The organism is Leptolyngbya sp. ST-U4 (assembly GCF_039962215.1).
In the GTDB taxonomy this organism is placed as follows: domain Bacteria; phylum Cyanobacteriota; class Cyanobacteriia; order Elainellales; family Elainellaceae; genus Leptolyngbya_A.
This window is the reverse complement of sequence record NZ_JAMPKZ010000001.1, coordinates 1,158,425-1,180,329: the sequence shown is the minus strand read 5'-3', so window position 1 is coordinate 1,180,329 and position 21,905 is coordinate 1,158,425. Positions and strand designations below refer to the sequence as shown.

25 protein-coding genes are annotated in these 21,905 nt (G+C 49.1%); 18 read left to right on the top strand and 7 right to left on the bottom strand.

Features of this window, described 5'->3' with window-relative positions:
* Positions 1-335 precede the first annotated feature (335 nt).
* Entirely contained in the window at positions 336-1,577 is a 1,242-nt protein-coding gene (locus NDA02_RS05170; protein WP_190792382.1) for an aspartate aminotransferase family protein, read from the top strand.
* A gap of 209 nt (positions 1,578-1,786) precedes the next feature.
* Here NDA02_RS05170 and NDA02_RS05165 read toward each other — a convergent pair whose 3' ends face one another.
* The 4 genes from NDA02_RS05165 to NDA02_RS05150 form a co-directional block, all read right to left on the bottom strand.
* Positions 1,787-2,503 (bottom strand): hypothetical protein, encoded by a 717-nt coding sequence (locus NDA02_RS05165; protein WP_206755076.1) that lies wholly within the window; start codon positions 2,501-2,503, stop codon positions 1,787-1,789.
* A gap of 89 nt (positions 2,504-2,592) precedes the next feature.
* Positions 2,593-3,219, bottom strand: coding sequence for a hypothetical protein (locus NDA02_RS05160; RefSeq protein ID WP_199296598.1), 627 nt, complete (start codon positions 3,217-3,219; stop codon positions 2,593-2,595).
* Positions 3,220-3,223: 4 nt separating this feature from the next.
* Positions 3,224-4,015, bottom strand: coding sequence for a TIGR04255 family protein (locus tag NDA02_RS05155; RefSeq protein WP_190792377.1), 792 nt, complete (start codon positions 4,013-4,015; stop codon positions 3,224-3,226).
* Between the two features lie 510 nt (positions 4,016-4,525).
* Positions 4,526-5,518: a peptidoglycan recognition family protein gene (locus tag NDA02_RS05150; RefSeq protein WP_242067381.1), complete on the bottom strand. Its 993-nt coding sequence runs from the start codon at positions 5,516-5,518 to the stop codon at positions 4,526-4,528.
* Positions 5,519-5,914: 396 nt separating this feature from the next.
* Here NDA02_RS05150 and NDA02_RS05145 point away from each other — a divergent pair, with 396 nt between their 5' ends.
* The 11 genes from NDA02_RS05145 (at position 5,915) to NDA02_RS05095 (ending at position 14,238) form a co-directional block, all read left to right on the top strand.
* Positions 5,915-6,898, top strand: coding sequence for an alpha-ketoacid dehydrogenase subunit beta (locus NDA02_RS05145; protein ID WP_190792376.1), 984 nt, complete (start codon positions 5,915-5,917; stop codon positions 6,896-6,898).
* A gap of 20 nt (positions 6,899-6,918) precedes the next feature.
* Entirely contained in the window at positions 6,919-7,293 is a 375-nt protein-coding gene (locus tag NDA02_RS05140) for a GFA family protein (RefSeq protein ID WP_190792375.1), read from the top strand.
* Between the two features lie 227 nt (positions 7,294-7,520).
* The gene (locus NDA02_RS05135; RefSeq protein WP_190792374.1) at positions 7,521-9,320 is read left to right on the top strand and encodes an ATP-dependent DNA ligase; all 1,800 of its coding nucleotides are present in this window, start codon (positions 7,521-7,523) and stop codon (positions 9,318-9,320) included.
* Between the two features lie 557 nt (positions 9,321-9,877).
* Positions 9,878-10,081: a hypothetical protein gene (locus NDA02_RS05130; RefSeq protein ID WP_190792373.1), complete on the top strand. Its 204-nt coding sequence runs from the start codon at positions 9,878-9,880 to the stop codon at positions 10,079-10,081.
* Positions 10,059-10,388 carry a type II toxin-antitoxin system PemK/MazF family toxin gene (locus NDA02_RS05125; protein WP_190792372.1) on the top strand — a complete coding sequence of 110 codons (330 nt, stop codon included), beginning with the start codon at positions 10,059-10,061 and terminating at the stop codon, positions 10,386-10,388. Before NDA02_RS05130 ends, NDA02_RS05125 begins: the two co-directional genes overlap by 23 nt.
* A gap of 342 nt (positions 10,389-10,730) precedes the next feature.
* Positions 10,731-11,057 carry a hypothetical protein gene (locus NDA02_RS05120; protein ID WP_348254497.1) on the top strand — a complete coding sequence of 109 codons (327 nt, stop codon included), beginning with the start codon at positions 10,731-10,733 and terminating at the stop codon, positions 11,055-11,057.
* 297 nt (positions 11,058-11,354) lie between these two features.
* Positions 11,355-11,918, top strand: coding sequence for a Uma2 family endonuclease (locus NDA02_RS05115; RefSeq protein WP_190794395.1), 564 nt, complete (start codon positions 11,355-11,357; stop codon positions 11,916-11,918).
* Between the two features lie 94 nt (positions 11,919-12,012).
* Positions 12,013-12,183 carry a Rho termination factor N-terminal domain-containing protein gene (locus NDA02_RS05110; RefSeq protein WP_199296840.1) on the top strand — a complete coding sequence of 57 codons (171 nt, stop codon included), beginning with the start codon at positions 12,013-12,015 and terminating at the stop codon, positions 12,181-12,183.
* A 269-nt stretch (positions 12,184-12,452) separates the two neighbouring features.
* Positions 12,453-13,052, top strand: a complete 600-nt coding sequence (gene miaE, locus NDA02_RS05105) for a tRNA isopentenyl-2-thiomethyl-A-37 hydroxylase MiaE (RefSeq protein ID WP_190794396.1) — start codon at positions 12,453-12,455, stop codon at positions 13,050-13,052.
* A 126-nt stretch (positions 13,053-13,178) separates the two neighbouring features.
* Positions 13,179-13,586, top strand: a complete 408-nt coding sequence (locus NDA02_RS05100; protein WP_190794397.1) for a hypothetical protein — start codon at positions 13,179-13,181, stop codon at positions 13,584-13,586.
* Positions 13,587-13,605: 19 nt separating this feature from the next.
* Positions 13,606-14,238, top strand: a complete 633-nt coding sequence (locus NDA02_RS05095; RefSeq protein ID WP_190794398.1) for a GDYXXLXY domain-containing protein — start codon at positions 13,606-13,608, stop codon at positions 14,236-14,238.
* 49 nt (positions 14,239-14,287) lie between these two features.
* On the opposite strand, the gene NDA02_RS05090 is transcribed toward NDA02_RS05095, so the two are convergent.
* A complete protein-coding gene (locus NDA02_RS05090; RefSeq protein WP_190794399.1) occupies positions 14,288-15,208 on the bottom strand; it encodes an ABC transporter ATP-binding protein in 921 nt (306 codons plus the stop codon).
* A gap of 545 nt (positions 15,209-15,753) precedes the next feature.
* Between NDA02_RS05090 and NDA02_RS05085 the strand changes: the two genes are divergently transcribed.
* The 3 genes from NDA02_RS05085 (at position 15,754) to NDA02_RS05075 (ending at position 17,146) form a co-directional block, all read left to right on the top strand.
* A complete protein-coding gene (locus NDA02_RS05085) occupies positions 15,754-16,206 on the top strand; it encodes a DUF2267 domain-containing protein (RefSeq protein WP_190794400.1) in 453 nt (150 codons plus the stop codon).
* 368 nt (positions 16,207-16,574) lie between these two features.
* Complete coding sequence (locus NDA02_RS05080; protein ID WP_190794401.1) at positions 16,575-16,808, top strand: DUF433 domain-containing protein; 234 nt, start codon at positions 16,575-16,577, stop codon at positions 16,806-16,808.
* Positions 16,805-17,146, top strand: a complete 342-nt coding sequence (locus NDA02_RS05075) for a DUF5615 family PIN-like protein (protein ID WP_190794402.1) — start codon at positions 16,805-16,807, stop codon at positions 17,144-17,146. Before NDA02_RS05080 ends, NDA02_RS05075 begins: the two co-directional genes overlap by 4 nt.
* 215 nt (positions 17,147-17,361) lie before the next feature.
* Here NDA02_RS05075 and NDA02_RS05070 read toward each other — a convergent pair whose 3' ends face one another.
* Both NDA02_RS05070 and NDA02_RS05065 read right to left on the bottom strand, forming a co-directional pair.
* The gene (locus tag NDA02_RS05070) at positions 17,362-17,889 is read right to left on the bottom strand and encodes a DUF2867 domain-containing protein (protein ID WP_190794403.1); all 528 of its coding nucleotides are present in this window, start codon (positions 17,887-17,889) and stop codon (positions 17,362-17,364) included.
* 236 nt (positions 17,890-18,125) lie between these two features.
* On the bottom strand, positions 18,126-18,455 hold the full coding sequence (locus tag NDA02_RS05065; RefSeq protein ID WP_190794404.1) for a hypothetical protein: 330 nt from the start codon (positions 18,453-18,455) through the stop codon (positions 18,126-18,128).
* A 564-nt stretch (positions 18,456-19,019) separates the two neighbouring features.
* On the opposite strand from NDA02_RS05065, the gene NDA02_RS05060 reads away from it, so the two are divergent.
* The 3 genes from NDA02_RS05060 (at position 19,020) to NDA02_RS05050 (ending at position 21,884) form a co-directional block, all read left to right on the top strand.
* Positions 19,020-19,289, top strand: coding sequence for a hypothetical protein (locus NDA02_RS05060; protein ID WP_190794405.1), 270 nt, complete (start codon positions 19,020-19,022; stop codon positions 19,287-19,289).
* Positions 19,290-19,500: 211 nt separating this feature from the next.
* Positions 19,501-21,195, top strand: a complete 1,695-nt coding sequence (locus tag NDA02_RS05055; RefSeq protein ID WP_348254496.1) for a transglutaminase family protein — start codon at positions 19,501-19,503, stop codon at positions 21,193-21,195.
* A gap of 140 nt (positions 21,196-21,335) precedes the next feature.
* Positions 21,336-21,884 carry a DUF6714 family protein gene (locus NDA02_RS05050; protein WP_190794407.1) on the top strand — a complete coding sequence of 183 codons (549 nt, stop codon included), beginning with the start codon at positions 21,336-21,338 and terminating at the stop codon, positions 21,882-21,884.
* Positions 21,885-21,905: the final 21 nt, after the last annotated feature.

The window sequence follows — 21,905 nt, the reverse complement described above, 5'->3', positions numbered from 1 at the left end:
CAAATCTCTTTTTGACTGTAGCGCAACTGCTGATGGTGTCGGGGGTTGTGTAAAAGGTCGCAAAGGTTCTGGTTACACCGTAGCCCTACTGAAGGAGCTAGGAGCGCAGATCCAAGTCGCAGTCCAGAATGTCAACGATCGGCTAAAAACAATCGATCGTTCCTGGTAATACTAGGAACTGTGGCTTAAGATCAAAGACTTGAGACAGGGAAATTCATTGGTTGCGCTCGCAAGTCACTGAACAAGTCACTGAATCTGTGCAGCGGATGAGCTTCCCAACTGCCCACCCAACTTCTACCTGCAAGGAGCAATTCGTGAGTTCAGATCTCGCCCTGATGCCCAATCCGACAGCAAATTCTACGGCTGCTGACCCGGCAACCTTCGATCGCTATGTGATGGCTACCTATGCCCGCTTTCCGCTGACCCTGGAGCGTGGGGCAGGCTGCCACGTGTGGGACACCGAAGGGCGCGAGTATCTGGATTTTGTCGCCGGAATTGCTACCTGTACCTTAGGACACGCTCACCCCGCAATGGTGAATGCCGTGACGCAGCAAATTCAGAAGCTGCACCATGTTTCTAATCTGTACTACATTCCCGAACAAGGCGAGCTGGCAAACTGGCTGGTCAATCATTCCTGTGCCGATCGCGTGTTTTTCTGCAACTCCGGCGCAGAAGCCAACGAAGGCGCAATCAAGCTCGCCCGCAAATACGCCCATACCGTGCGCGGCATTCAGAACCCTGTCATTCTCACTGCCCACGCCAGCTTCCACGGTCGCACCCTCGCCACCATCACCGCCACCGGGCAGCCGAAATATCAAAAAAACTTTGACCCGCTGATGCCGGGATTCTACTACGTCCCGTACAACGACATTACTGCCCTGGAAGAGGCGATCGCCCTCCTCGATCAGTCCGAAGCGCAGGTCGCCGCCATTATGCTGGAGGCACTGCAAGGCGAAGGCGGTGTGCGTCCCGGTGAAGCTGCCTATTTCCAGCGCATTCGCGAAATCTGCAACGAGAAGGGCATTCTGCTGATCCTTGACGAAGTGCAGGTCGGTATGGGGCGCACGGGTAAATACTGGGGCTATGAGCATCTGGGCATCGAACCAGACATTTTCACTTCTGCGAAAGGACTCGGTGGCGGCATCCCGATCGGCGCAATGCTGTGCAAATCCTTCTGCGATGTCTTCCAGCCCGGAGATCATGCCAGCACCTTTGGCGGCAATCCGTTTGCCTGCGGCGTTGCCCTTGCGGTCTGCCAGACGCTAGAACAGGAAAATTTGCTGGCTCAAGTCCAGGCACGCGGAGAGCAGCTAAGAGCCGGACTGCGATCGATCGCCGCTCAATATTCCACTATCATCAGCGAAGTACGCGGCTGGGGCTTAATTAACGGGATGGTGATCAATTCTGATGCCGAACTAACTGCTCCTCAAATTGTGAATGCTGCGATCGCGGAAGGCTTACTGCTCGTTCCGGCAGGTCCAAAAGTGGTGCGCTTTGTGCCGCCGCTGGTGGTATCAGAGGATGAAGTAGAGCAAGCGATCGGGGCTGTGGCGCGGGCAATGGAGAAGTTGGTGTAGGTGGATAGGTGAGTCGGTGGGTGAAGCGATGCTTTTGTTCTGTAAGTTTTCACCCATCGATCGTTTTTCGCTAACGTTGCCCATCACCCGCCGCAGATAACCTTTGCAACTTACCGATCAACTCTCGGCGGTCGGTGTGCATGGGTGTTGTTATACCTCGATTGCTTTTGCATTTTTGTCAACTTGCGATCCTATTCCTACACAGTTATCTAAATTACTGGTCCCGAAGGCTCAGTGCGATAACTTAAGTGTTCGAGATGGTATTCAACCGTTTCGCGCATATCGCGGAGTGTGAATTCCATTTCAGAGATCGCTTCGCACTTGCGTAAAATCACATTGCCGCAATCCTTTGTCTTTTCTAAAAGCCTTGGAAATTCTGTTTTCAAGCTTTGTGCAACATCTTCAGACATTGGGCGGTAATCATCCTTATCAGTGATATAAACAATGTTGAGCCAGAGTTCATACGGTTCTTCGGGGGGAAGTTCATCTTCGGGATCATAAGAAAGACGGAAAGACAATATTCCAGAAGAATTTTTCTTACCTTTCTTCTCAATGTATGCGAAAACTTCACGAAGCCTATCAACGAGGCTGTTCGGTAGAGCATGGCGACGATATCTAGCAGCCAACCAACTTTGAAGAATTTGCCGAGAATGAGTGAGTTTATAAGTATCATCAGGCTGAACTGCCTCAAGCTTATCTTTCTGTACTATCAATCTTTTTGAAGAGAGCAGTTCGAGGGAAACAGGTTTTTCACCGTCTGTGTAATCTAAGTGTAAAACGCGCGGATTTTTCCCATGTGTGTAATTCCCATTGCTTTGCTCCAAGATACGAGCAAAGATGAATTCTACAGCAGGTTCAGCATCCAGATTGTCATTGGCGATATCACAATCGTGAGATATTGCTATAGCTAGAGCAGTATCAGGCATATCGGTCAAGCCTACTGCCTGAAAGTCTTTCCCAGTCAGGACGCTACCCTGTCGCCATCTGGTGTTTCGGGACCAAGGCATTTCTAACACTAACTCCTCTCATGGATAGCCACAGAAGATTCACCTAACACATCGTCGAGCGATCTCAAGTGTTTGCCAACACCCTTAGGTTCACGACGGGTCTGAGCTTCCTTATCGGCTATTGCCTTGATGGTAGCTAAAGCCTCTACAGGGTCTTCATCTGTTCTAAGTATATCGAGCAAGGAACGTCCGTTTAAAATTGGACGATTTACTAACTTATCTAGACGGATGATGTTTGCTTGATGAAATTTATCAGCAGCGCGGGACAATTGCTGAATACGTATTACTGCTTCTCCCTTTGGCTCTTGTCCTGACAACCAAGCATAGACCGTAGGACGAGTGACCCCTAAAACAGAGGCTAAATCAGACATACTTATAGCAAATACATCACGGATATTAGCAACATGCTCAGCAGGCGATCTCGTATCAATCTGCTTTGCCCTAGAAGGTTCGATATGTATACGTGGATCGTAAAATCGATTTAGTACCTCAGTTGTACCATGTGGCGTCATAACACCACCAGTACCTGCTGTCCAAATCAATATAGGGACGGCAATTACGATAGCTCGATGAGGGCTATTAGTTTTTATAGGATAAAGAGGAGCTTTGGGATATGGTTTTGTCATTGTATTCATATTCTTAAGCCCACTTTTCTCTAGCATAGTCAGTTACCGCAACCCTGAAAGCATTCGTGATAATGCCATGTGCTTTCTGAAGTTGCTCTTCAACTTCTATGAGATTAAAACTGTTTCGCTTAGCAACAAAATAGTCAGTATCTAACACAGCATTCCGACCATTAATTTCTGCAAATCGGGCTTGCAGTTCGAGCTGTAATGGAAACAAGTCAGGTGATAAAGCTAATGCCCCATCTGTAATAACTGCTCTAGCAACTAAGTTACCATCCTCAATAACTGTGACCGTTTCGGTAAAGCTATGACTTAGACGACCCTCTAGATTTGCAGAAAAGCCAAGCAGAGATGGGTTCAAATATTGTTGTAGGGTATCGTTACCTATCGGGGTAACAGCATTAAGATAACGCAGTCCAATCCGTTCAACATAAGCCAACTCAACAATTTCGTGAACTAGTTCTAAACCAGAGAGGGCCTTTTTTAAGAAATCTGCAAAGGTATCGTATGTAGTAGTGTGAAAAACCAAGGCATTCGAGAGTAATAAATATCCTTCAGTGCGTTGAGTATTCGTGAAGCTCCAGCGCATATGCTGCGTAGGCTTAACATCAGGTTCTGCTTCGTCCAGCCGGCGAATTGTGAGTTCAAATTGATTTTCGGCTCGGAAATCAGGAAATCCGCTTCGGCGCAAGTGCTCCTGCAACTTGGCAACATAATCTGACATCTGGGCAATTGGGTTAAATTGTACCTGAGCCAGTGTGTAGAACACGGGCGCAAGACTCATTTTCTGCACTGCTGTTTTCATATATCTATAAGAATGCCCACAATCCCATTTTACACTTCACTTTACACTTTTCAAGAATTTTCCCTGTGTGCTATAAGCAAGTAGCCCAGCGCGACTTCTCAGTTCGATTTCTATGTCGTTCAGTCCTGAACGAAGCAAAATACCTTTGCTTGCCTAATCTCAGCTAAAAACAAACAACTTTAACGAACGTGTCGGGTTAGGTCTAACTCTTGATTAGACTGAGTGTTTCCGTCTAATTCTCTGATATAGATATTAGACCGATTTCTGCCTAAGATCCCTATCGAGTACATTAGGCTGCACAAAGTCGAAATAACAGACCAATTTCGGCAATTAGACTAACACTTCATGCCCAATTCAGGTATCAGAGCAAGTAGACGATCGATCGACCAATCGATATTCCGCATTTTCCCTTGAGTTAGAAATCAAGCAGACTGGAAGAGTTTACTCCGCCTCCATTCTGCTCGACTTCATTTCAGACCTCATTTCAGATTGGCATCCTCACCGACTCACTCATCGATCGCCATACTGCGCTAACAGCCTCAAAAACTTATTGCCATCGAAACTGCGAGGATCCATGCGGGATTCCGATCGATCGACGTCACGGTGAGTGGTGATGCGTTCAACCGGAACCGGAGTGCGGGCGACGAGCCACGCAAGAGATTGATACTGCGCGTCGGTATAGCCGCTGTGGGTGGTCTGGTTGTCTTCTCCGTCTTCGGGGGTTTCGAGGGAAATGTGATAGGCAAAATTATTGACCGAGGGCGCAAACTGGCGATGGGTTTTGACGGCTTCTAGTCCGTTTGGACCTTTGAAGGCTGAGTTTCCGGCTCCAAATGCCCGCTTCTCAGGCGAGACCACATAAACGATCGTGCCATCTAGCCGAATAATGCTGTGATAGCTAGCTTGCCTGGATTCATCGGTGTGAGCGGCGCGGAATAGCTCAAGTGCGCTATCGGCTGATCCCACGGTTTCATGCAGCACAATGATGGGCGCATTGTTCACAGGTCTGCCAAATACATCGTGGCTCACCCGATCGCCATAGTTGGTTGGATTAGCCGGAGCAATCTGCTGGCGGGGTTGGTATCCAGAAATCGCCGGAGCCGCAGGAGCAGGAGTTGCCGGACGAGCTGCCGGAGTTGCCGGACGAGCCGCCGGAGCAGGAGTTGCCGAACGAGCCGCAGGAGTTGCCGGACGAGCCGCAGGAGCAGGAGTTGCCGAACGAGCCGCAGGTCTGGAAGAACGATTGGGCAAACGGTTGGGAGGAGCGGGCACCACCGGGACCGGAGACGGAGCAGGAATTGCGGTAAGTGGCATGAGCTGCCAGGATGACCAAGCTGCCGAATTTTCTCCCGCCTCAACCAGACCCGCACCACCGGAGAGTTGACCACTCGCAAACCCTACTCTGGCGATCGCCTCAATACTGCCAATCACCAGAACTGCCAGTAGTGCCCCCAGTGCTAACGCCACAAACCGCAGCGACAAGACCTGCAAATTAATTCTCATACCCTCACACCACTCGATGAACGTCCCGCGCCATGCAAACTCTATCCCCGACCATAACTCAGATCTAGCCTGGTAGGCATGCCACACTAGAGTTAATTTGCTCAGAAATTTTATCTTCAGCGATCCCAGCGATCCTGTTGAGCAAAGCATGACTTAATCCATAGATTTATCCATAAATAGATTTATCCACAAATCTAAATTTCCCTAGCTTGAGCCACCGCTCCCGGAAGACGGCGAAATCTTTGCTGCTTCTATGCAAGGCTGCCTCAAAAGTTTCTACCTTACCGTTCCTACCGGGATCAGCCAGTATAATGGCTTGCATATCTGTCCCCTTCACCAGATAAGATAGTAGGCTGGATATCGTTTGGCACTTGCACTCTTAGGTAAATTCCGCTCATGGCAGAAACCCTTCTCTTTAATGCCCTCCGGGAAGCGATCGATGAAGAAATGGCACGTGATCCCTCTGTCTTCGTGTTGGGTGAAGATGTGGGTCACTATGGCGGCTCCTATAAAGTGACCAAAGATTTGTACAAGAAATATGGTGATCTGCGCGTGCTGGATACGCCGATCGCCGAAAACAGCTTTACAGGCATGGCAGTGGGAGCCGCAATGACCGGACTCCGCCCCATCATCGAAGGCATGAACATGGGCTTTCTGCTGCTGGCGTTCAACCAGATTGCCAACAACGCCGGAATGCTGCGCTACACTTCTGGCGGCAACTACAAGATCCCGATGGTGATTCGTGGTCCAGGTGGTGTGGGTCGTCAGCTTGGCGCAGAGCACTCGCAGCGGCTTGAGGCTTACTTCCAGGGTGTTCCCGGTCTGAAGCTGGTTGCCTGCTCTACACCTTATAATGCCAAAGGTTTGCTGAAAGCCGCCATTCGGGACGATAACCCGGTGCTGTTCTTTGAGCACGTTCTGCTTTACAACCTGAAAGAAGACCTGCCCGAAGAAGAATACGTCCTGCCGCTAGACAAAGCAGAAATCGTGCGGCGCGGCAAGGATGTCACGATTCTCACTTATTCGCGGATGCGTCACCACGTCATGACTGCGGTGAAAACGCTGGTGCAGCAGGGCTATGACCCGGAAGTGATTGACCTGATTTCGCTGAAGCCGCTGGACTTTGACACGATCGGCGAATCCGTCAGCAAAACCCATCGCGTGATCATCGTCGAGGAATGCATGAAATCGGGTGGGATTGGCGCAGAGCTAACTGCTTCCATTAACGATCGCCTCTTTGACGAACTCGATGCCCCGGTGCTGCGCTTAGCTTCGCAAGATATTCCCACACCTTATAACGGTACGCTGGAGAATTTGACGATCGTGCAGCCGCATCAAGTGGTGGAAGCCGTGCAAAAAATGAAGGCGTTGAGAATCTAGAGAAGCCGTCGAAAAGATAAATGGAGCAATCCAGAGAATTGAGAGAATACGCGGGGAGCTGTCATTGCGGTGCAGTGAAATTTAGCCTGCGATCGGCTGCGATCGATCGGGGGATGCGCTGCACCTGCTCCATCTGCCGCAGAAAAGGAGCCCTGATGTCTGCTGAGGCTTACCCCGCTTCAGAGCTTCAGATTCAGGCAACACCGGATTCGCTCTCGACCTACACCTTCGGTTCAGGAAAGGCAAAACACCAGTTCTGTAAGCACTGTGGGATCTATACGTTTCACGAAACGTTTCGCTTTCCCGGACACTATCGCGTTAATTTGGGCTGTATCGATGAGGTGGATATCCTGAACCTCGACGTTGAGCTTTTTGATGGAAAGTCCCTTCTTTAGAACTCGTTGCAGCGAGCGATTGCAGTGGGTGACTTTTAAGATGCAAAAAAAAGACCCTTGCGGGTCTAAGGTGAATCACTATCTCTGACTTTTGCAGGGTATCAATTTACACCTTGAGAGGGACTGGGTTTTTCTACTGATCTCTCTCAGGCAGGAATGCAAGGTCGGCGGCGATTTCACCGAAAATGAGCGTGCTACGGTGTGGGTAACGGCTTTAATCCAGCACCATGACCTCCTCAAGCATTTCTCCCCAAAACCTGAATTCCTTGCCAAGCGATCGAGCCTTTGTGGAGCAGTCTTCTACCGATGGAGTCGTCGGCTCGTTTTTGCAATTTGCCCAGGTTGCGGAGCAGGTCAACGGCACAGCTAAGCGATTAGAAAAAGCTGCGCTTTTGGGGCAATACTTCAGCAGTCTGGATGATACTGATCTGGAATTGGCGGCGCGTTATTTGGCAGGAACAGTGTTTCCATTGAAAGACCAGCGGACGCTCAATATCGGCGGAGCTACTTTACTGGCTGCTCTGGCGATCGTTACCGGAATCGATGCTGAAACTTTAAAGCCGCAGCTCGTACAGCTTGGTGATTTGGGAGATGTTGCCGCGCAGGTCTGGATCACCCACCAGCCTCCCTCCCTTTCCCTGCAAGATCTGGCGCTGGCACTGGAACAGCTTGTGCAGATCAAAGGCACAAAGCGCAAGCAAGAATGGATCGTGCAGTTGCTCAGCCACGCGACTCGACTCGAAGCCAAATACCTGATCAAGTTGCTTTCTGGTGATCTACGAATTGGTCTACGTGAAGGAGCTGTCGAAGATGCGATCGCCCGCTTAGCAAAGGAACCTGTCGATCGCATTCAGTGGGTCAATATGCTGCTGGGCGACATCGGCAAAACCGCAGTGCTGGCGCGACAGGGACAGCTTGACCAGGCACAAATGGAGCTGTTTCACCCGATCAAATTCATGCTGGCAAGTCCGGCGGAAGACCTAGCAGAAGTCGCACGGCTCTTGCCCGGAGAGTTTGCAGTTGAGGACAAGTATGACGGCATCCGGGCACAGATTCACCTTGCGCCATTGATTTACACCGACGAAGCCTCGCTGCACGGTACGCCCTACGGCGATCTTCGAATTGCTCTCTTTTCTCGCACACTAGACGAGATCACCCAGACCTTCCCTGACTTGCTGCCCCCCATTGCGTCCTTTAGCTTTGCGCTAACCCACGACCCGCAAGCAGGCTTAATTCTAGACGGTGAAATTGTGCCAATCGAGAACGAGCGCATCTTGCCCTTCCAGGTCTTGCAAAAGCGACTCGGCAGAAAAACGCTGACCGAAGACCTGCTGACTAAGATCCCCGTCGCATTTGTCGCTTACGATGTGCTGTACCAAAACGGCGCAATTTTAATTAACGAACCTTACACTAAGCGGCTGCAAATCCTGGACAACCTCGGCTTAAACACCTTCCACCTGCGACGTGCCCTCAACAAACGCTGTGCTGATGTGACCGCACTAGATGCAGAATTTTTGGCGGCACGCGATCGCGGCAACGAAGGCTTGATGGTAAAAGCACTGGACGCGCCTTACAAACCCGGCCGTCGCGGCAAAGACTGGCTGAAGATTAAACGGGCGATCGCCACGCTTGATGTGGTCGTCACTGCTGCCGAAGTCGGAACCGGACGGCGCAGCCGCTTTCTCTCCGATTTCACCTTTGCCGTCCGCGCCAGCGAAACCGATCCCACCTTACTCAATGTCGGCAAGGCATATTCTGGACTCACCGATGCAGAAGTGCAGCAGTTGTCTGACTGGTTCAAAGCGCACACTATTCAGGAATTCGCTCACGGCAAAGTGCGAACCGTCGAACCCAAGATCGTGCTGGAAGTGACGTTCGATCGCGTGCAGCCCTCTAAACGACACAAAGGCGGCTACGCCCTCCGCTTTCCCCGCATCCTACGAATTCGTGACGATAAACCTGTGTCTGAAATTGACACGCTGGACACCGTAAAGCGACTTGCGGAACTAGGGGAACATGAGAGCTAGTTGTTGACGCAACCTAGAGCAGAATGCGCTGTCCCGTTGGCGGATACCAAAGTTTTTCTTCGATCGCAATACTGAGGTTTGGGGCGATGCGAAGCAGTTCCCCCTTCAGGGTAATCGTGATTGATTAGAAACAGCCGTGGTCTAGGCTGTAATTCGATCGAAATACCCTTGATTTGGGCTAATTTCCTTTTTAGGATCTTAGGCAGAATAAAAGGCAAAAACAGACCGAAGAAACGCTCTCAGGATTCGGGCTAATGGCTGGAATCAGGAGGATTATACGGAAACCATGTCGGGCTAATGTCCGATTGGAGTGATTAGACGGAATTCATTCAGCCTAATTGCCTCTATAGGGTAGATAGCCCGAACTAATTCTGTCTAATTACATAGTTGACCTGCTTCATATCATGGTGGGGACGGTACAGCAATATTATTTGTGAGTATCAAAGGCTAATCTACTTTGAGATTGTCTATGTAGCATCAATTTGAGGGTATTAGCGAGGCGATCGCACAAATAGGAATTACGGCATAAAATCAAGGCATGGTCTCATGCAAAAGATATGCTAAAAACGATTTGGGCTACGGTTCGGCAAGGAAAAATTGAGCTGCTGGAATCAGCAGAACTCCCAGAAGGGGTAAGGGTGCTGGTAACAGTTTTACCTGACGATGAGGCTGGATTTTGGCTACAAGCAAGCCAAACATCCCTTGATGTGGTTTGGGACAATGCTGAGGATGATGTGTATGCCCAGCTACTCCAAGCATGATGTGATACTGGTGCGCTATCCCTTCTCAGACTTATCGAATTCAAAGGTAAGACCTGCTGTTGTAGTTAGCACATCGCATTCGTCTCAAGGCATGCTCATTACTCCTTTGACAAGCAAAACAGGTTCACTAATAGCAGGTGAGTTTGTGTTGTCTGAGTGGGCAGCAGCAGGATTGAACGTAGTAACCGCAGTCAAAAGAGGCGTGTACACAGTACATGAAAGTTTGGTGATCAAAGTGATCGGTCAGTTGGCTAGGGTTGATGCTGACCAGCTTGAGCAATCCCTGCGAGATTGGTTAGGTTTGTAGATTGATTTAGCAGACACAGCCCAACACTTCGTTGGTGCGGACGGCACAGAGGTTATCGGTGAGAGTTCGAGGTTATCTGCCGCCGCACAACTTTGACGTTAGCAAACCATGTGCTTCGCCCCTTCAGTGTGAAAGTAACTGTCAACCGAATGGTGACAATCAGCAGCTTGAGAGGTGAATTGTATTTAGTTATTTAGGAGCGGGCTCCGCACAAAGCCTTTACACTCGTTTTTGGAGATTGCCGCTGAGTCCGAAAGCACTGAAAAGGCGATCGCTTATCGCAATAGTCAGGAGGTGACAACTGCTGGCTTTTGTCGTTGGGTGACTTAGATAGATAACACTATGAAATTCCAAGTTGATGCCGTTGATGGATCTGGAAGAATAGTGGGAAGAAACATCGGTGAGGACATTCCTATCGGTTCTATATTTACAAGGATCACCAAAACTCAATTCGAGGGTCACAGTCCTCATATAACGTCTACTGATTTAGGCATTGTTGCAAGTATCCGATTGACGTTGAAGAAGGTAGAGTGGTACGGCAGGAGCATAGATATAATTCCAGGTGGTCATTCAGCAGGTCTACTGGTTGATGGAGCTGGCATGAGCATCCTGAATTCTGTGTTAGAGAATCGAAAACAAAGAGAATACGTTTATATCGTAGTGCAGTGAATCAAAGGGATAGAAGGGAGTGCGAATAAGTGCGATCGGCAGTGATATCCAGCTAACCCTGCAATGCAGACGGACTGCTGGCTCAAGCGTCGGCATTGCGTTTTAGGGTACTTGCAGCCGCTGATTTTTACCGTCGGATGGCTTGGGTTACTGACTGGGGTAGAGTAGTTAACTTGTCTTACTAGTTTTTAAGATTAAGTAGCTGTAACTCTTCTGTAGACCAGCACTATGCCTCATCCAGTTTCTAGATAGAATAGAGATTAGTTTCTGATCTGGCAGATGGAGAGGTAAACCCAAATGGTACAAACACCATCTAAAACACTGACATTGGCAGAGTTTTTACAATTACCAGACACGAAACCTGCAAGTGAATATATTGATGGTCAAATTATTCAGAAACCAATGCCCCAAGGGAAACACAGTGTTATTCAAGGGGAACTTGTACCTGCTATCAATGGAGTAGTTAAGTCTAAGCGTATTGCTCGTGCATTTCCTGAGTTACGCTGCACCTTTGGTGGTCGTTCAACTGTTCCTGACATTGCAGTTTTTCTTTGGAACCGGATTCCCCGTGATGAGAATGGAGAGGTTGCCAACACGTTTCCTGCTGCGCCAGATTGGACAATTGAAATCTTGTCTCCTGATCAAAACCAAACAAAAGTAACGAAGAATATCCTTCATTGTCTGCGGTATGGAACCCAAGTGGGTTGGTTAATTGATCCAGATGAACAAACCGTGTTTGTCTATCGCTCAAAACAAGAACCTGAAGTGTTGGATGAGCCAGATGAAGTTATTCCGATACCATCGTTTGCAAGTGAGCTACAGCTTACAATCAAAGATTTGTTTGCTTGGTTATTGGAGTAGGACTTGAGTAGTTTCCAGCTAGCTAACACTGCCTTGGTACGGACGGAACAGAGGTTAACGGTGAGAATTCAAAGTTATCTGCCGCCGCACAACTTTGCCCTTATCTGTCTTCTCAGCCGATGTAGATACAGTCACTGATGCTGGCATTCTCGAAATAATGGCAACGGCTGACTTAAAGGCAATGGCGAAGAAACGAGGAATTGCTGGTATCAGCCAAATGAAAAAGGATGATTTTGTTGAGGCGTTGAGTATTCCCTTGAAATAGCTAGATTATGAATACTTGAGTTTAGATTACTGGCCCGATCGCCCATCTCACAGCCTAGCAAGCGCGTTCCAGCAGAATAAAAGAAGTCCTCGGTGCTGAGTTTAATGTTACTTCCTACCGCTGAGCGCAACCGTTATACTCCTGTATTCCCTTAAGGAATCTATCCAGAGGGAAAACTGTCTCATGTCGCGTCGGCTGTTACGATCGCTACTTTTAAAGTAGCCATAGATAAAATAGGCATAGATCCATCACCGCATGAATAGAACTCGATGACCGCTTCTTCGCTGACGACAATCAAGTTTTTGCAGCATCCCACCTCTGAGGCGTGGATTCAGCAGGCGATCGATCACCTGGACGTGATTTTGCTGGATCATTCCCATTGTGAGCGCAAAGCGGCGGGCGTGGCATTGAATTTGATGTTTCGCTATCCGTCGAGCCACAAGCTGGTGAGAGCGTTGACTGCCATTGCTCAGGAAGAGCTAGAGCATTTTGAACAGGTAAATCAGTGGCTCGATCGTCGTCAGATTGCCCTTGCCCCCTTATCTGCTCCGCCCTATGCGGCTGGGCTGAAAGCTGAGATTCGGAAAGCTGAACCCGATCGAATGCTCGATTCGCTGCTGATTTCCGGGCTGATTGAGGCACGTAGCCATGAGCGATTGGGTTTGCTAGGGCTGCACTGTCCTGAGCCAGAACTCGCCAAATTTTATCGGGGACTGATGGCATCCGAGGCACGGCACTACGGCGCATACTGGACGCTGGCAATCACCTATTTCGATCGCGACCTTGTGAATCAGCGCCTGGAGGAACTGGCGATCGTTGAAAGTCGTCTGCTGGAAACCCTTCATCCCGAACCGCGAATTCATAGCTAGCCCAACCTCAAGCAGTCTTAAAACTGGCACTCCTCCCGGTTCAGCAGGAATGCGAAACGTTAGGATGCAGGTAGAAACCTTCCCGATCGCCGCGAATTTATCTGTATTGGTGAGGGAGGAGAACTTATGAAACGACCTGTTCGATGGCTTGCAATTCCCGCAGCACTGGCAGCACTGTTTAGCCTGGTTCCTGCTGCTCACAGTAATCCTGTGCGAACTCCCCTGGCTGCGCCCGTTACCGTGACTGGAAGTTCGGGCGGTTCGCAGTCGAGTCAGTGTGGGTTTATTCCCGGTAGTCCAAACCAGGTGGTGGTGGTCAACCAACCCACATCGCTTCGTTTTAAGCTGCAAGGACAAGGACAGCCCACTCTGCTAATTCAAGGTCCGGTCAATCGCTGCGTGATGGCAGATCAATTTTCGGGCGGCATGATTGATGTGCCGGGTGTGTGGCAACAGGGAACCTACTCGGTATTTGTGGGCGATCGCGCTCAGACAAGCCACCCCTACACCCTCTCGATTACGCAGATCAACTAGTTCGTTTCATTGGTTTGAAATGTACACTGCTGAGAGAATCGTAAGCATTAGAAAGTCGATCCCGCTGCGGTTTGCCGCAACGCTGCTGATCCAGGCGGGGTTGATTGCGACGATTCCGGCTCAGGCAGTCTACACGCATCTGACGGGAAAGCCGATCGTTCTGCAAACCCTGCCCGTCGATCCCTACAACTTGCTGCAAGGCTATCACCTCACCTTCAGCTATCAAATTGCGAATTTACAAACGCTGGAAAAGCTTCCCGGTTGGGAGACGATCGCCCCGCAGCTCAACCCCCAGCCCAAAGCCGGAGATAGCTCCTCGACGCTAGATTTGCCCAGCACAAGCTTTTATGTGATTTTGCAGTCGCCCGATCAGATTACTCAGCCGCCTCAGCCCTGGAAACCCGTTGCCGTGTCCGATCGCTATCCCACTCGGCTTGAGCCAAATCAAACTGCGATCCAGGGTATTTATCAGCAGGGAACGGTGCGCTATGGGCTAGAAACGTATTACATCCCGGAAGATCAGCAGGTTGATCTGAATCAGCAGCTTCAACAAGTTGGGCAGGCATCGATTCAGGTTGAGGCAAAGGTGGGTACAGACGGGCATTCTGTGCCGCTTGGCTTTTGGGTCGATCAAGAGCGGTATCAGTTCTAGCCGCTCAACTCTTCTTTAGGGATTGCAAAGTTATTCAGTTGAGATTCTTCTAAGCGGCTTTGCTTTGCCGCAAAAACTTGAGGAAGATCTCAGTCAGGTTTGCCTCATCTCGCTCTAGCCGTACGATCGCCGCAGGTTTCAGGATATCGAGCACCGGGTAAAGCAACTGCGAATCTCGCACATAGACAAAGCGATCGTCCATTGTGCCGCCCAACGCTTCGATTTTGCTGATTTGAGTCGGGGTTAAATTTTCGGCTAGCTCGATTGTGTATGCCGTGCCAGAAAACTGCCGGATTAGCTCCGCTGTTGGCTCCTCGACAACGATTTCGCCCCGGTTGATGATTGCCACGCGATCGGACAGTTCCTCGGCAATATCAAGCTGGTGGGTGGTAAGCAGAATCGCTCGCCCTTCCTGGGCAATTTCGCGCACGAGCTGTTTGACTGCCTGGGTTGCTTCCACATCCAATCCTAGAGTTGGCTCATCAAGCAAGAGCAACTGCGGATCGTGAATCAGGGCAACGGCGATCGCCAGCTTTTGCTGCATCCCCCGCGATAGGGTTTGTACCAGTGCTCGTCGTTTTTCGACCAGATCAAACCGCTCTAGCAGTTCTTTACCGCGCTGTCGGGCAACCTTACGACTCAAACCGCGCAATACGCCAAAATACTCCAGATTTTCCTGAGGGGTAAGCCGCCAATAAACGTTGCGATTGCCTTCCAGCACTGCCCCGATCGATCGCAAAGCCCACGGATCACGGTGAGGATCGCGCCCAACAATTCGCACTTGTCCGGCATCAGGCAAAATCAGCCCGGCAATCATTTTGATCGTTGTTGTTTTGCCTGCCCCATTCGGACCCAGAAATGCCAGCACTTCCCGTGAGGCGATCGAGAGAGACACATCCTGCACTGCAACGGTCGGTTTTTTACGGTCTGGATAGGCTTTTCGCAGGTGGTGCGCCTCAAGGATGTTCATCAGGTTCAGCAAAGATTGAAAGATTCTCAGAATTTGCAGTATAGCGAGGGCGATCGAGCGTTAACAACCTCCACAAGGGTAGCTTCCGGCTATCACAACAAAAAATTAGGGCTGTCGCTAAGGCTGGATTCCGCATTTTTGTTGGCATTTCAACAGTTTTAATGCGATCGCCCTCCTTTGCTACTGCGACCGCTCACAGTCCTTCTGTCGTTCTACAGTCGAATTGCAACCTAATTCTGTGTTAATGCGATCGCTTGCAATTAGATTGCGACTCGATACATTGCCATTGCGAGCACTCACAGTTCTTCTGTCCGCTCTACAGACGAATTGCAACTCAATCCAGTGTTAATGTGATTGCTTGCAATTGGATTGCGACTCGATACATTGCCATTGCGATCGCTTGACTCCACTCATGCTCCAAACAACTCTGTCAGAAGATTGATGGGGCATTCCTTTTTAACTTGCAACCTGTAATAGGAACCTTACAAATTAGCTCACACCAGATTGAACTAATTTGATTCTTTTTCAAATTGTAGTGAGAGATTATGACACAGCAAACACACCGACAACAGCATGCATTTCTTGAAAAAGTATTAGAGCGGAGTAGTTTGGAAACGATTAATGATGCTCAACGGGCGACAAATATAGTCTTCCGAATTTTGCGAGACATGATGTTAAATAAAACAAGTGACAAGATTGAAAAGGAACTCGAAGAAAGAGCACCTGAATCCGAGCATGAAGTGGTAGACCTTTGGCAGGATCCTAACGTGATGGTTGCTTTCTTCAGTCGGATCAGTCCTGCACAAGACCTACATATTAAGCCAAAAACTTTCATGTTGCGCCTCAGAGAAGAAGGTACTTTACCAGAAGGGGTTCCTCCAGAGGAGGTTACAGCGGCAGTGTTCTCAGCTACGAAAGAAATCTTATCTGAAGAACGGAACCAAGAGATTGCTGCATTACTTCCAGGTGAAATTCGACAAATTTGGGAGCGTTCCTAATTAATTTTAGGTAGCAGTTCTCAGTACAGGACAAAAAAATAAGAGTTCTGGTTTTTGTCCTGTACCTAGGTAGCAGTTAGTAATGACGCATCAATCGCTTTGACTTCAATGGTGCTGGTAAGCGATCGCGCTCATAACAACTGTTGGGAAACACTGCACAATCGTTGAACTAGATTGGCTTTATCACAGAAGTACCACCCTCGCTAATAACGCAGAGGGCTAACGTTGTCCATCACCCGCCGCAAACAACCTCAAACGCACAACGAATACCCTCTCGACGATCGGTGTGCATGGGCATTGTGAGGTGACGAACGTTGCATCACTAATCGGTAAGATAGAGATAAACGAAGTAACCTGCAGGCACCCTCATGAATTCAACGACTGGATTGCTAACCCGCATTACCCAAACCCCTGGTCAATGTGGTGGTCGTCCATGTATTCGAGGGATGCGAATTCGAGTCACCGATATTTTAGAAATGTTAGCCGAAAATGTTAGTGTTGCTGAAATCTTAGAAGACTTCCCCGACTTGGAACTGGCAGATATTCAAGCATGCTTGCTCTTCGCTGCACGACGCACTGACTTTCCTAGATTGACGGCATGAAAATTTGGGTTGATGCTCAACTGCCTCCAACACTAGCAAATTGGCTGACGAACACCTTTGGCTTAGAAGCTGCTGCCCTGCGGGACTTGTCACTTCGAGATGCTCAAGATATCAAAATTTTTGAAGCAGCACGAGCTGAAAACGCTGTGATTATGACAAAAGACAGCGACTTCATCGACCTGGTATGTCGCTTAGGAACACCTCCCCAGATTTTGTGGCTAACCTGTGGCAATGTCACGAATCGCTATCTGCAACAATTGCTGACCGCTACTTTGCCTGATGCGTTAGAACAACTACGGCAAGGAGAAATGATTGTGGAAATCAGCAATGCTCCTTAAATCACTCATCGGCAAAGCCAAAACATCACCCTACAGATAACACTCTGATAACTTGACCTCGGATACTGACAAGTAGCATTGGAGTACTTTCATGACTGAGAACTCAAGCTACCTAACGACGCCTATCACCCGCCGCAGATAACCTCGGATACTTCACAGATACCTTCTCAACGGTCGACGTGCATTGGGATTGTTATGCCGTTTCGCCTAATGCATCACTTAATTGAACGCTCCAATCCATATCTCATCATGACTGGAACAATGATCTTATGTACTGGTCTAACCGGAACAAAGTAAGCTCGACCCAGCCAGTTATTGAACTTGACCACAGTTGAAACAACAACCCAGCATTTTTTCTCCTCACGCTCTAATTGGATCGAAACCCGGTAATCTAGATGCTTATCATCTTCGCCGAGCATAATCTCTTCGTTCTGCCTACGATCGAGTATCTCGAATGCGCCGACTGCTGTTCCTGGTTGAAGTTCTTCCTGACTAATGGATGGAATTGCATCAATCGATGTCTTTAGACCAAACGGGCGAACAATAACATTGCGGAGTTCCAATAATTGCGCGACCCACTGCGGCATTGTCAAGAAGATTGCTCGTGTCACTGAATCTATGTTTTGAGGTTGATCTTCTGGAAGCTGACATCTAAACGCATCAGCAAAATCGAGGCGTGGTAGCGATCGCACAGCTAGACTGGTGCTGGGAAGATCGATTTCTTGGACAACGATTTTTTCCATTTGTTCGCCTCCTCAACCTGGAAGATTGCTTCAACGATACTCTTCGGATTACCACCCCAGCCCTGAACTCAAGCAAGTTAATTTTGAGTACCAACCGATAGCGTCTTAACTGCGTGCCCGCTCAAAACTTGCGGCATAACAACTATGGTCAGCGGCGGCAAAAAGATAGGTCGTATGCGAGAGGTCTTCGTGCTGTGCGCTATACCAACGTGTTAGGCAAGACAGACTTGACTTTATTATGATGCATCAATTAGCCGACGCAGCCTTTCCTTTTCTGCCTTTAGGTCATTTTTCAATTTTGCTATTGCTTGCTCAGTTTCCTCTAACTTTGATAGTGAATCATCTATCATTTTTGAGGATTGTTGCAGAGCTTTTGGAACTTCTTGACTTTTTCGCATCGATTCTTCCAAGTACTCAGAATCAGAAGCATCAATGTCTAAAGAAGAACCTATTTGCTGAAACATAATAGGATCTATAAAGTCAGAGCGAGATTTGATACGTTCAAGTACCTGTATTACGTCATCAAGGTCTGTCCGAAATCTATCTAGAAAACCTCCTGAATTCATTCCTTAATCTCCTTGCTATAAGTTACGATGAATTGATGGCCGAAGCTAATTCTACCGGTAGCAAACAAATATGATCGTCTTGGCTCTGAGCCTAACAATTTATTATAGGGACCCTATCTGTCTATCTCCCCGTATTGAGTAAATCAACAGATTCTCTGCTGGATGTTCCCCCTAAATCCGGGTTTAAGCAGCAAGGCTGCTAGATATCTTGCTCAGTTGGGTTGGATAAACAGCAAAGTTCTGGATATCTGTCTTTGATCAATCACGATCGCCCGAAAGACCAGTATTGCGACCAAAGAAAAACTTTGATACGGTTGGGATGGCTCTTTTATTGCAACGAGTGAGCCACCATCCTCTAGAGATTGACTGAGGGAGTTTAGATTACCACACAGGGTAAATTCGATCGCTGACTAAGAGTGCTACCAACACTCAAAGCCAGCTAACCTCCCGGACTGGTATAGGCAGTCTGAAAGGCTAGAACGATTATAAGTTCTGGCTGCTTCAGTCATGTTTGAAAGTCTTCAAGTTAGTCTCTAGGGTTTCTTTACCCTAGGAGATCTGAATATGACGTATCCCACCGAGCCGCAAACGGCTGTCGGTCAAATTTTGCCCGCGCGATTTGAGCGAGAAGCGGTCAACATTCTGCTGATTGGCAATCCTGCTGCCGTGGAACAGTGTGTGATTGAGCTGGAGCGCAAAGGCTTTTGTGACAGCTATGCCTGGAGTCCGGCTTTGCCTTTACCCGAAAATGCTTCTGTCATCAAACCGCAACCTGGAGCCGTAATGCGAGTGTATAAACGCTGGTATCCGCCTGCACAGCGCATTCCGTTATAGGGGCGATTTTTACATTAAGGGCGATCGTTTATAGATAGGGGCGATCGTTCTTTGTGGCAGGGATTGTTTTTTAGAGCACTCTGCCACCACTCATCCCCAGTCAGATCGAATCGCTTCTATCTAATGACAGAGACAGACTGTATCCGTAAGTGCCTGTTCAATAGCAGAGATTTGTTTATGATTGGGGGAATCACCGATCGCCCTCGATGCTATGCTGCTGGACTCTAGTTTTTCGACTCGTCAATTTGCTTCTACCCGCCCAGTCGATTATCTGCGGCGAACCGTGCGTCCGATCGGCGTATATGCGTTGCGGGGGTTAGCGTCAGACGGAAAGCGGTTGCTTGCGCTGGATACGGTGCGCGGCTATGTGGTGGAAATAGACTGCGGTAGCGATAATACTGCGGTCGTGAATTCGCTGAAAGTGAAGGATTTTCAAGATGCTGCAGGGCTGGCACTGACAGACGATCGCCTCTGGTTCACTCAGAAGAATGACGTTTACTGGTGCAGTTTGACCGATTTTGAGCCGCAGCATTTTGTCAGTTTGCCCTACGATGCGAATGGGGTTGCAGTTTGGCAATCGACAGTTTATGTCACCTGTCAGAGGGCAGGCTACCTGATGATCTTCGATCGCAAAACGGCACGCCAAATCACCAAGTTTCCGCTGCCGGGGGTTGGGGCAGAAAACATCACGGTTCGAGATGAGGAACTGTGGCTGTGCGACGACGAGGAACGTACGGTGTACTGCCTGGATCGGGCAACGGGCGAGGTGCAGTTTAGCGTTTTAACGCCCTACGATAAGCCGTCTGCCCTGTCGTTTCATCCCCATCCGCAAACCGGGGAACCCATTCTCTATGTGGCTTATGCGGGAGAGGAAATGTACATTCGCGACAATCCCAACGATGCTGAAAGCCCACAAGAGCTAGCCGTTCGCGATCGCACCTTTATTCATCCGCTTCATTTTTGCTATTACCCCGATCGCAACTTTGCCCTGTCGAATGGCTATCTGGTGGAAATGGCATATGTCGAAGAGCTGTCGCCCCTGGAAGAAGTGACACTGACCAATCTCGAATGGCGAATTGCCATGCCTGCGACGACCGATCGCCAGAAGGTGTTGAGCGTGGAACCCGTTGGGATGCCCTTTACAGAGGAAATCGAGAACGGACAGCACGTTGCGGTGTTTCGGTTCGATCGGCTGGCGGCTAACGAAGGGCGCATTTTTGGCTGGAAGGCGTTGCTGGAAGTGCGGGGAATCAAATACCAAGTCACGCCGCGCCAGGTGGAGAAAAGTCAGCCCCTGTCTCAGGAGTTGGCCGATCGCTATCTGGTCGATGATGATGACCTGGCAATGGATACACCCATGATTCAGCAGGCAGCCCGAGAGGCGATCGGCAGTGAAACCAATCTGCTGCGAAAAACGCTGAAGATTCGGAACTATGTGTACGATCGGATGTCCTACGGCATCAAGCCGCATATCGACACGCCGGATGTCGCCCTGGAGCGAGGAGTGGGTTCCTGCGGTGAATATGTAGGAGTTCTGCTGGCTCTGGCACGGCTCAACGGCATTGCCTGTCGCACGGTGGGTCGCTATAAGTGTCCGCCCGACCCCGATAAGCGGAATGTTTCCCTGGAACCGGACTTCAACCACGTTTGGGTCGAGTTTTACATTCCCGGCTTTGGCTGGCTCCCTATGGAATCGAACGTGGATGATGTGAACGAAGGTGGCCCTTATCCGACTCGATTCTTTATGGGACTACCCTGGTATCACGCTGAGATTGCTAAAGGCATTACGTTTGAATGGATCACGGCAGCAGACTTGCCCGATAATGTGTCGATCGGCGATCTATCCCTGAATCACGTTCGGTTCACCATCCTGGAAGAACTGCCCCCACCCGAAAAAAACGATTAAGAGAGAGGATAGGTTAGCGCAGCGCACGCATCAGCTTTAGAAAATGGTGAACCTTCAAAGTCATTAAGGAGAACAATCCTGAAGCAATTCGTGCGCTTTTTGGTGTTGAATTTGGGATTGAGAAACTGTTTGTTTCAAGTATGCAAAATACGGAGAAAGTTAAAGCTCAAATTCGAGCCGCCTTTGCTCAGGTTGAATATCCCGGTGATTGGTGTCTGAGGAGAAGCAATGAAGGCGACGAACCATTTTTGCTGGAACAGGAGTTTAAAGGAAAAGATAAATGGGAAGTTCTTGATCCCAAATTTATTGATCAGGCTCCGGGTGGTTTTGCCTCGGCATTAAGCTTCTTCTCGGAGGAGGCATTTCGCTTTTACATTCCCGCTTATCTGATTGCCGATATTGATGAATGTTTGCAATACAGCAACCCAATTTTTCACCTGACCCACGGTCTTACGAATTCCTCTCGAAACGATCGCATTAATCCAAGACGTTATGGAGATCGAACCTGGTTTGACCACGCCCAGCACCGATTTTCGGTTTTTACTCGTGAGCAAGCAGCGGCGATCGTGGCTTACTTAACCTTAAAGCGAAACGCAGAGAACATTATTGAATTTGAGCAACAGCAAATTGATGAAGCCCTCAAAAACTACTGGTATCAGAGGGCTCCGACTTTGGAGAATTTTGAATGAATCGGAAGTCTTCCACGCATG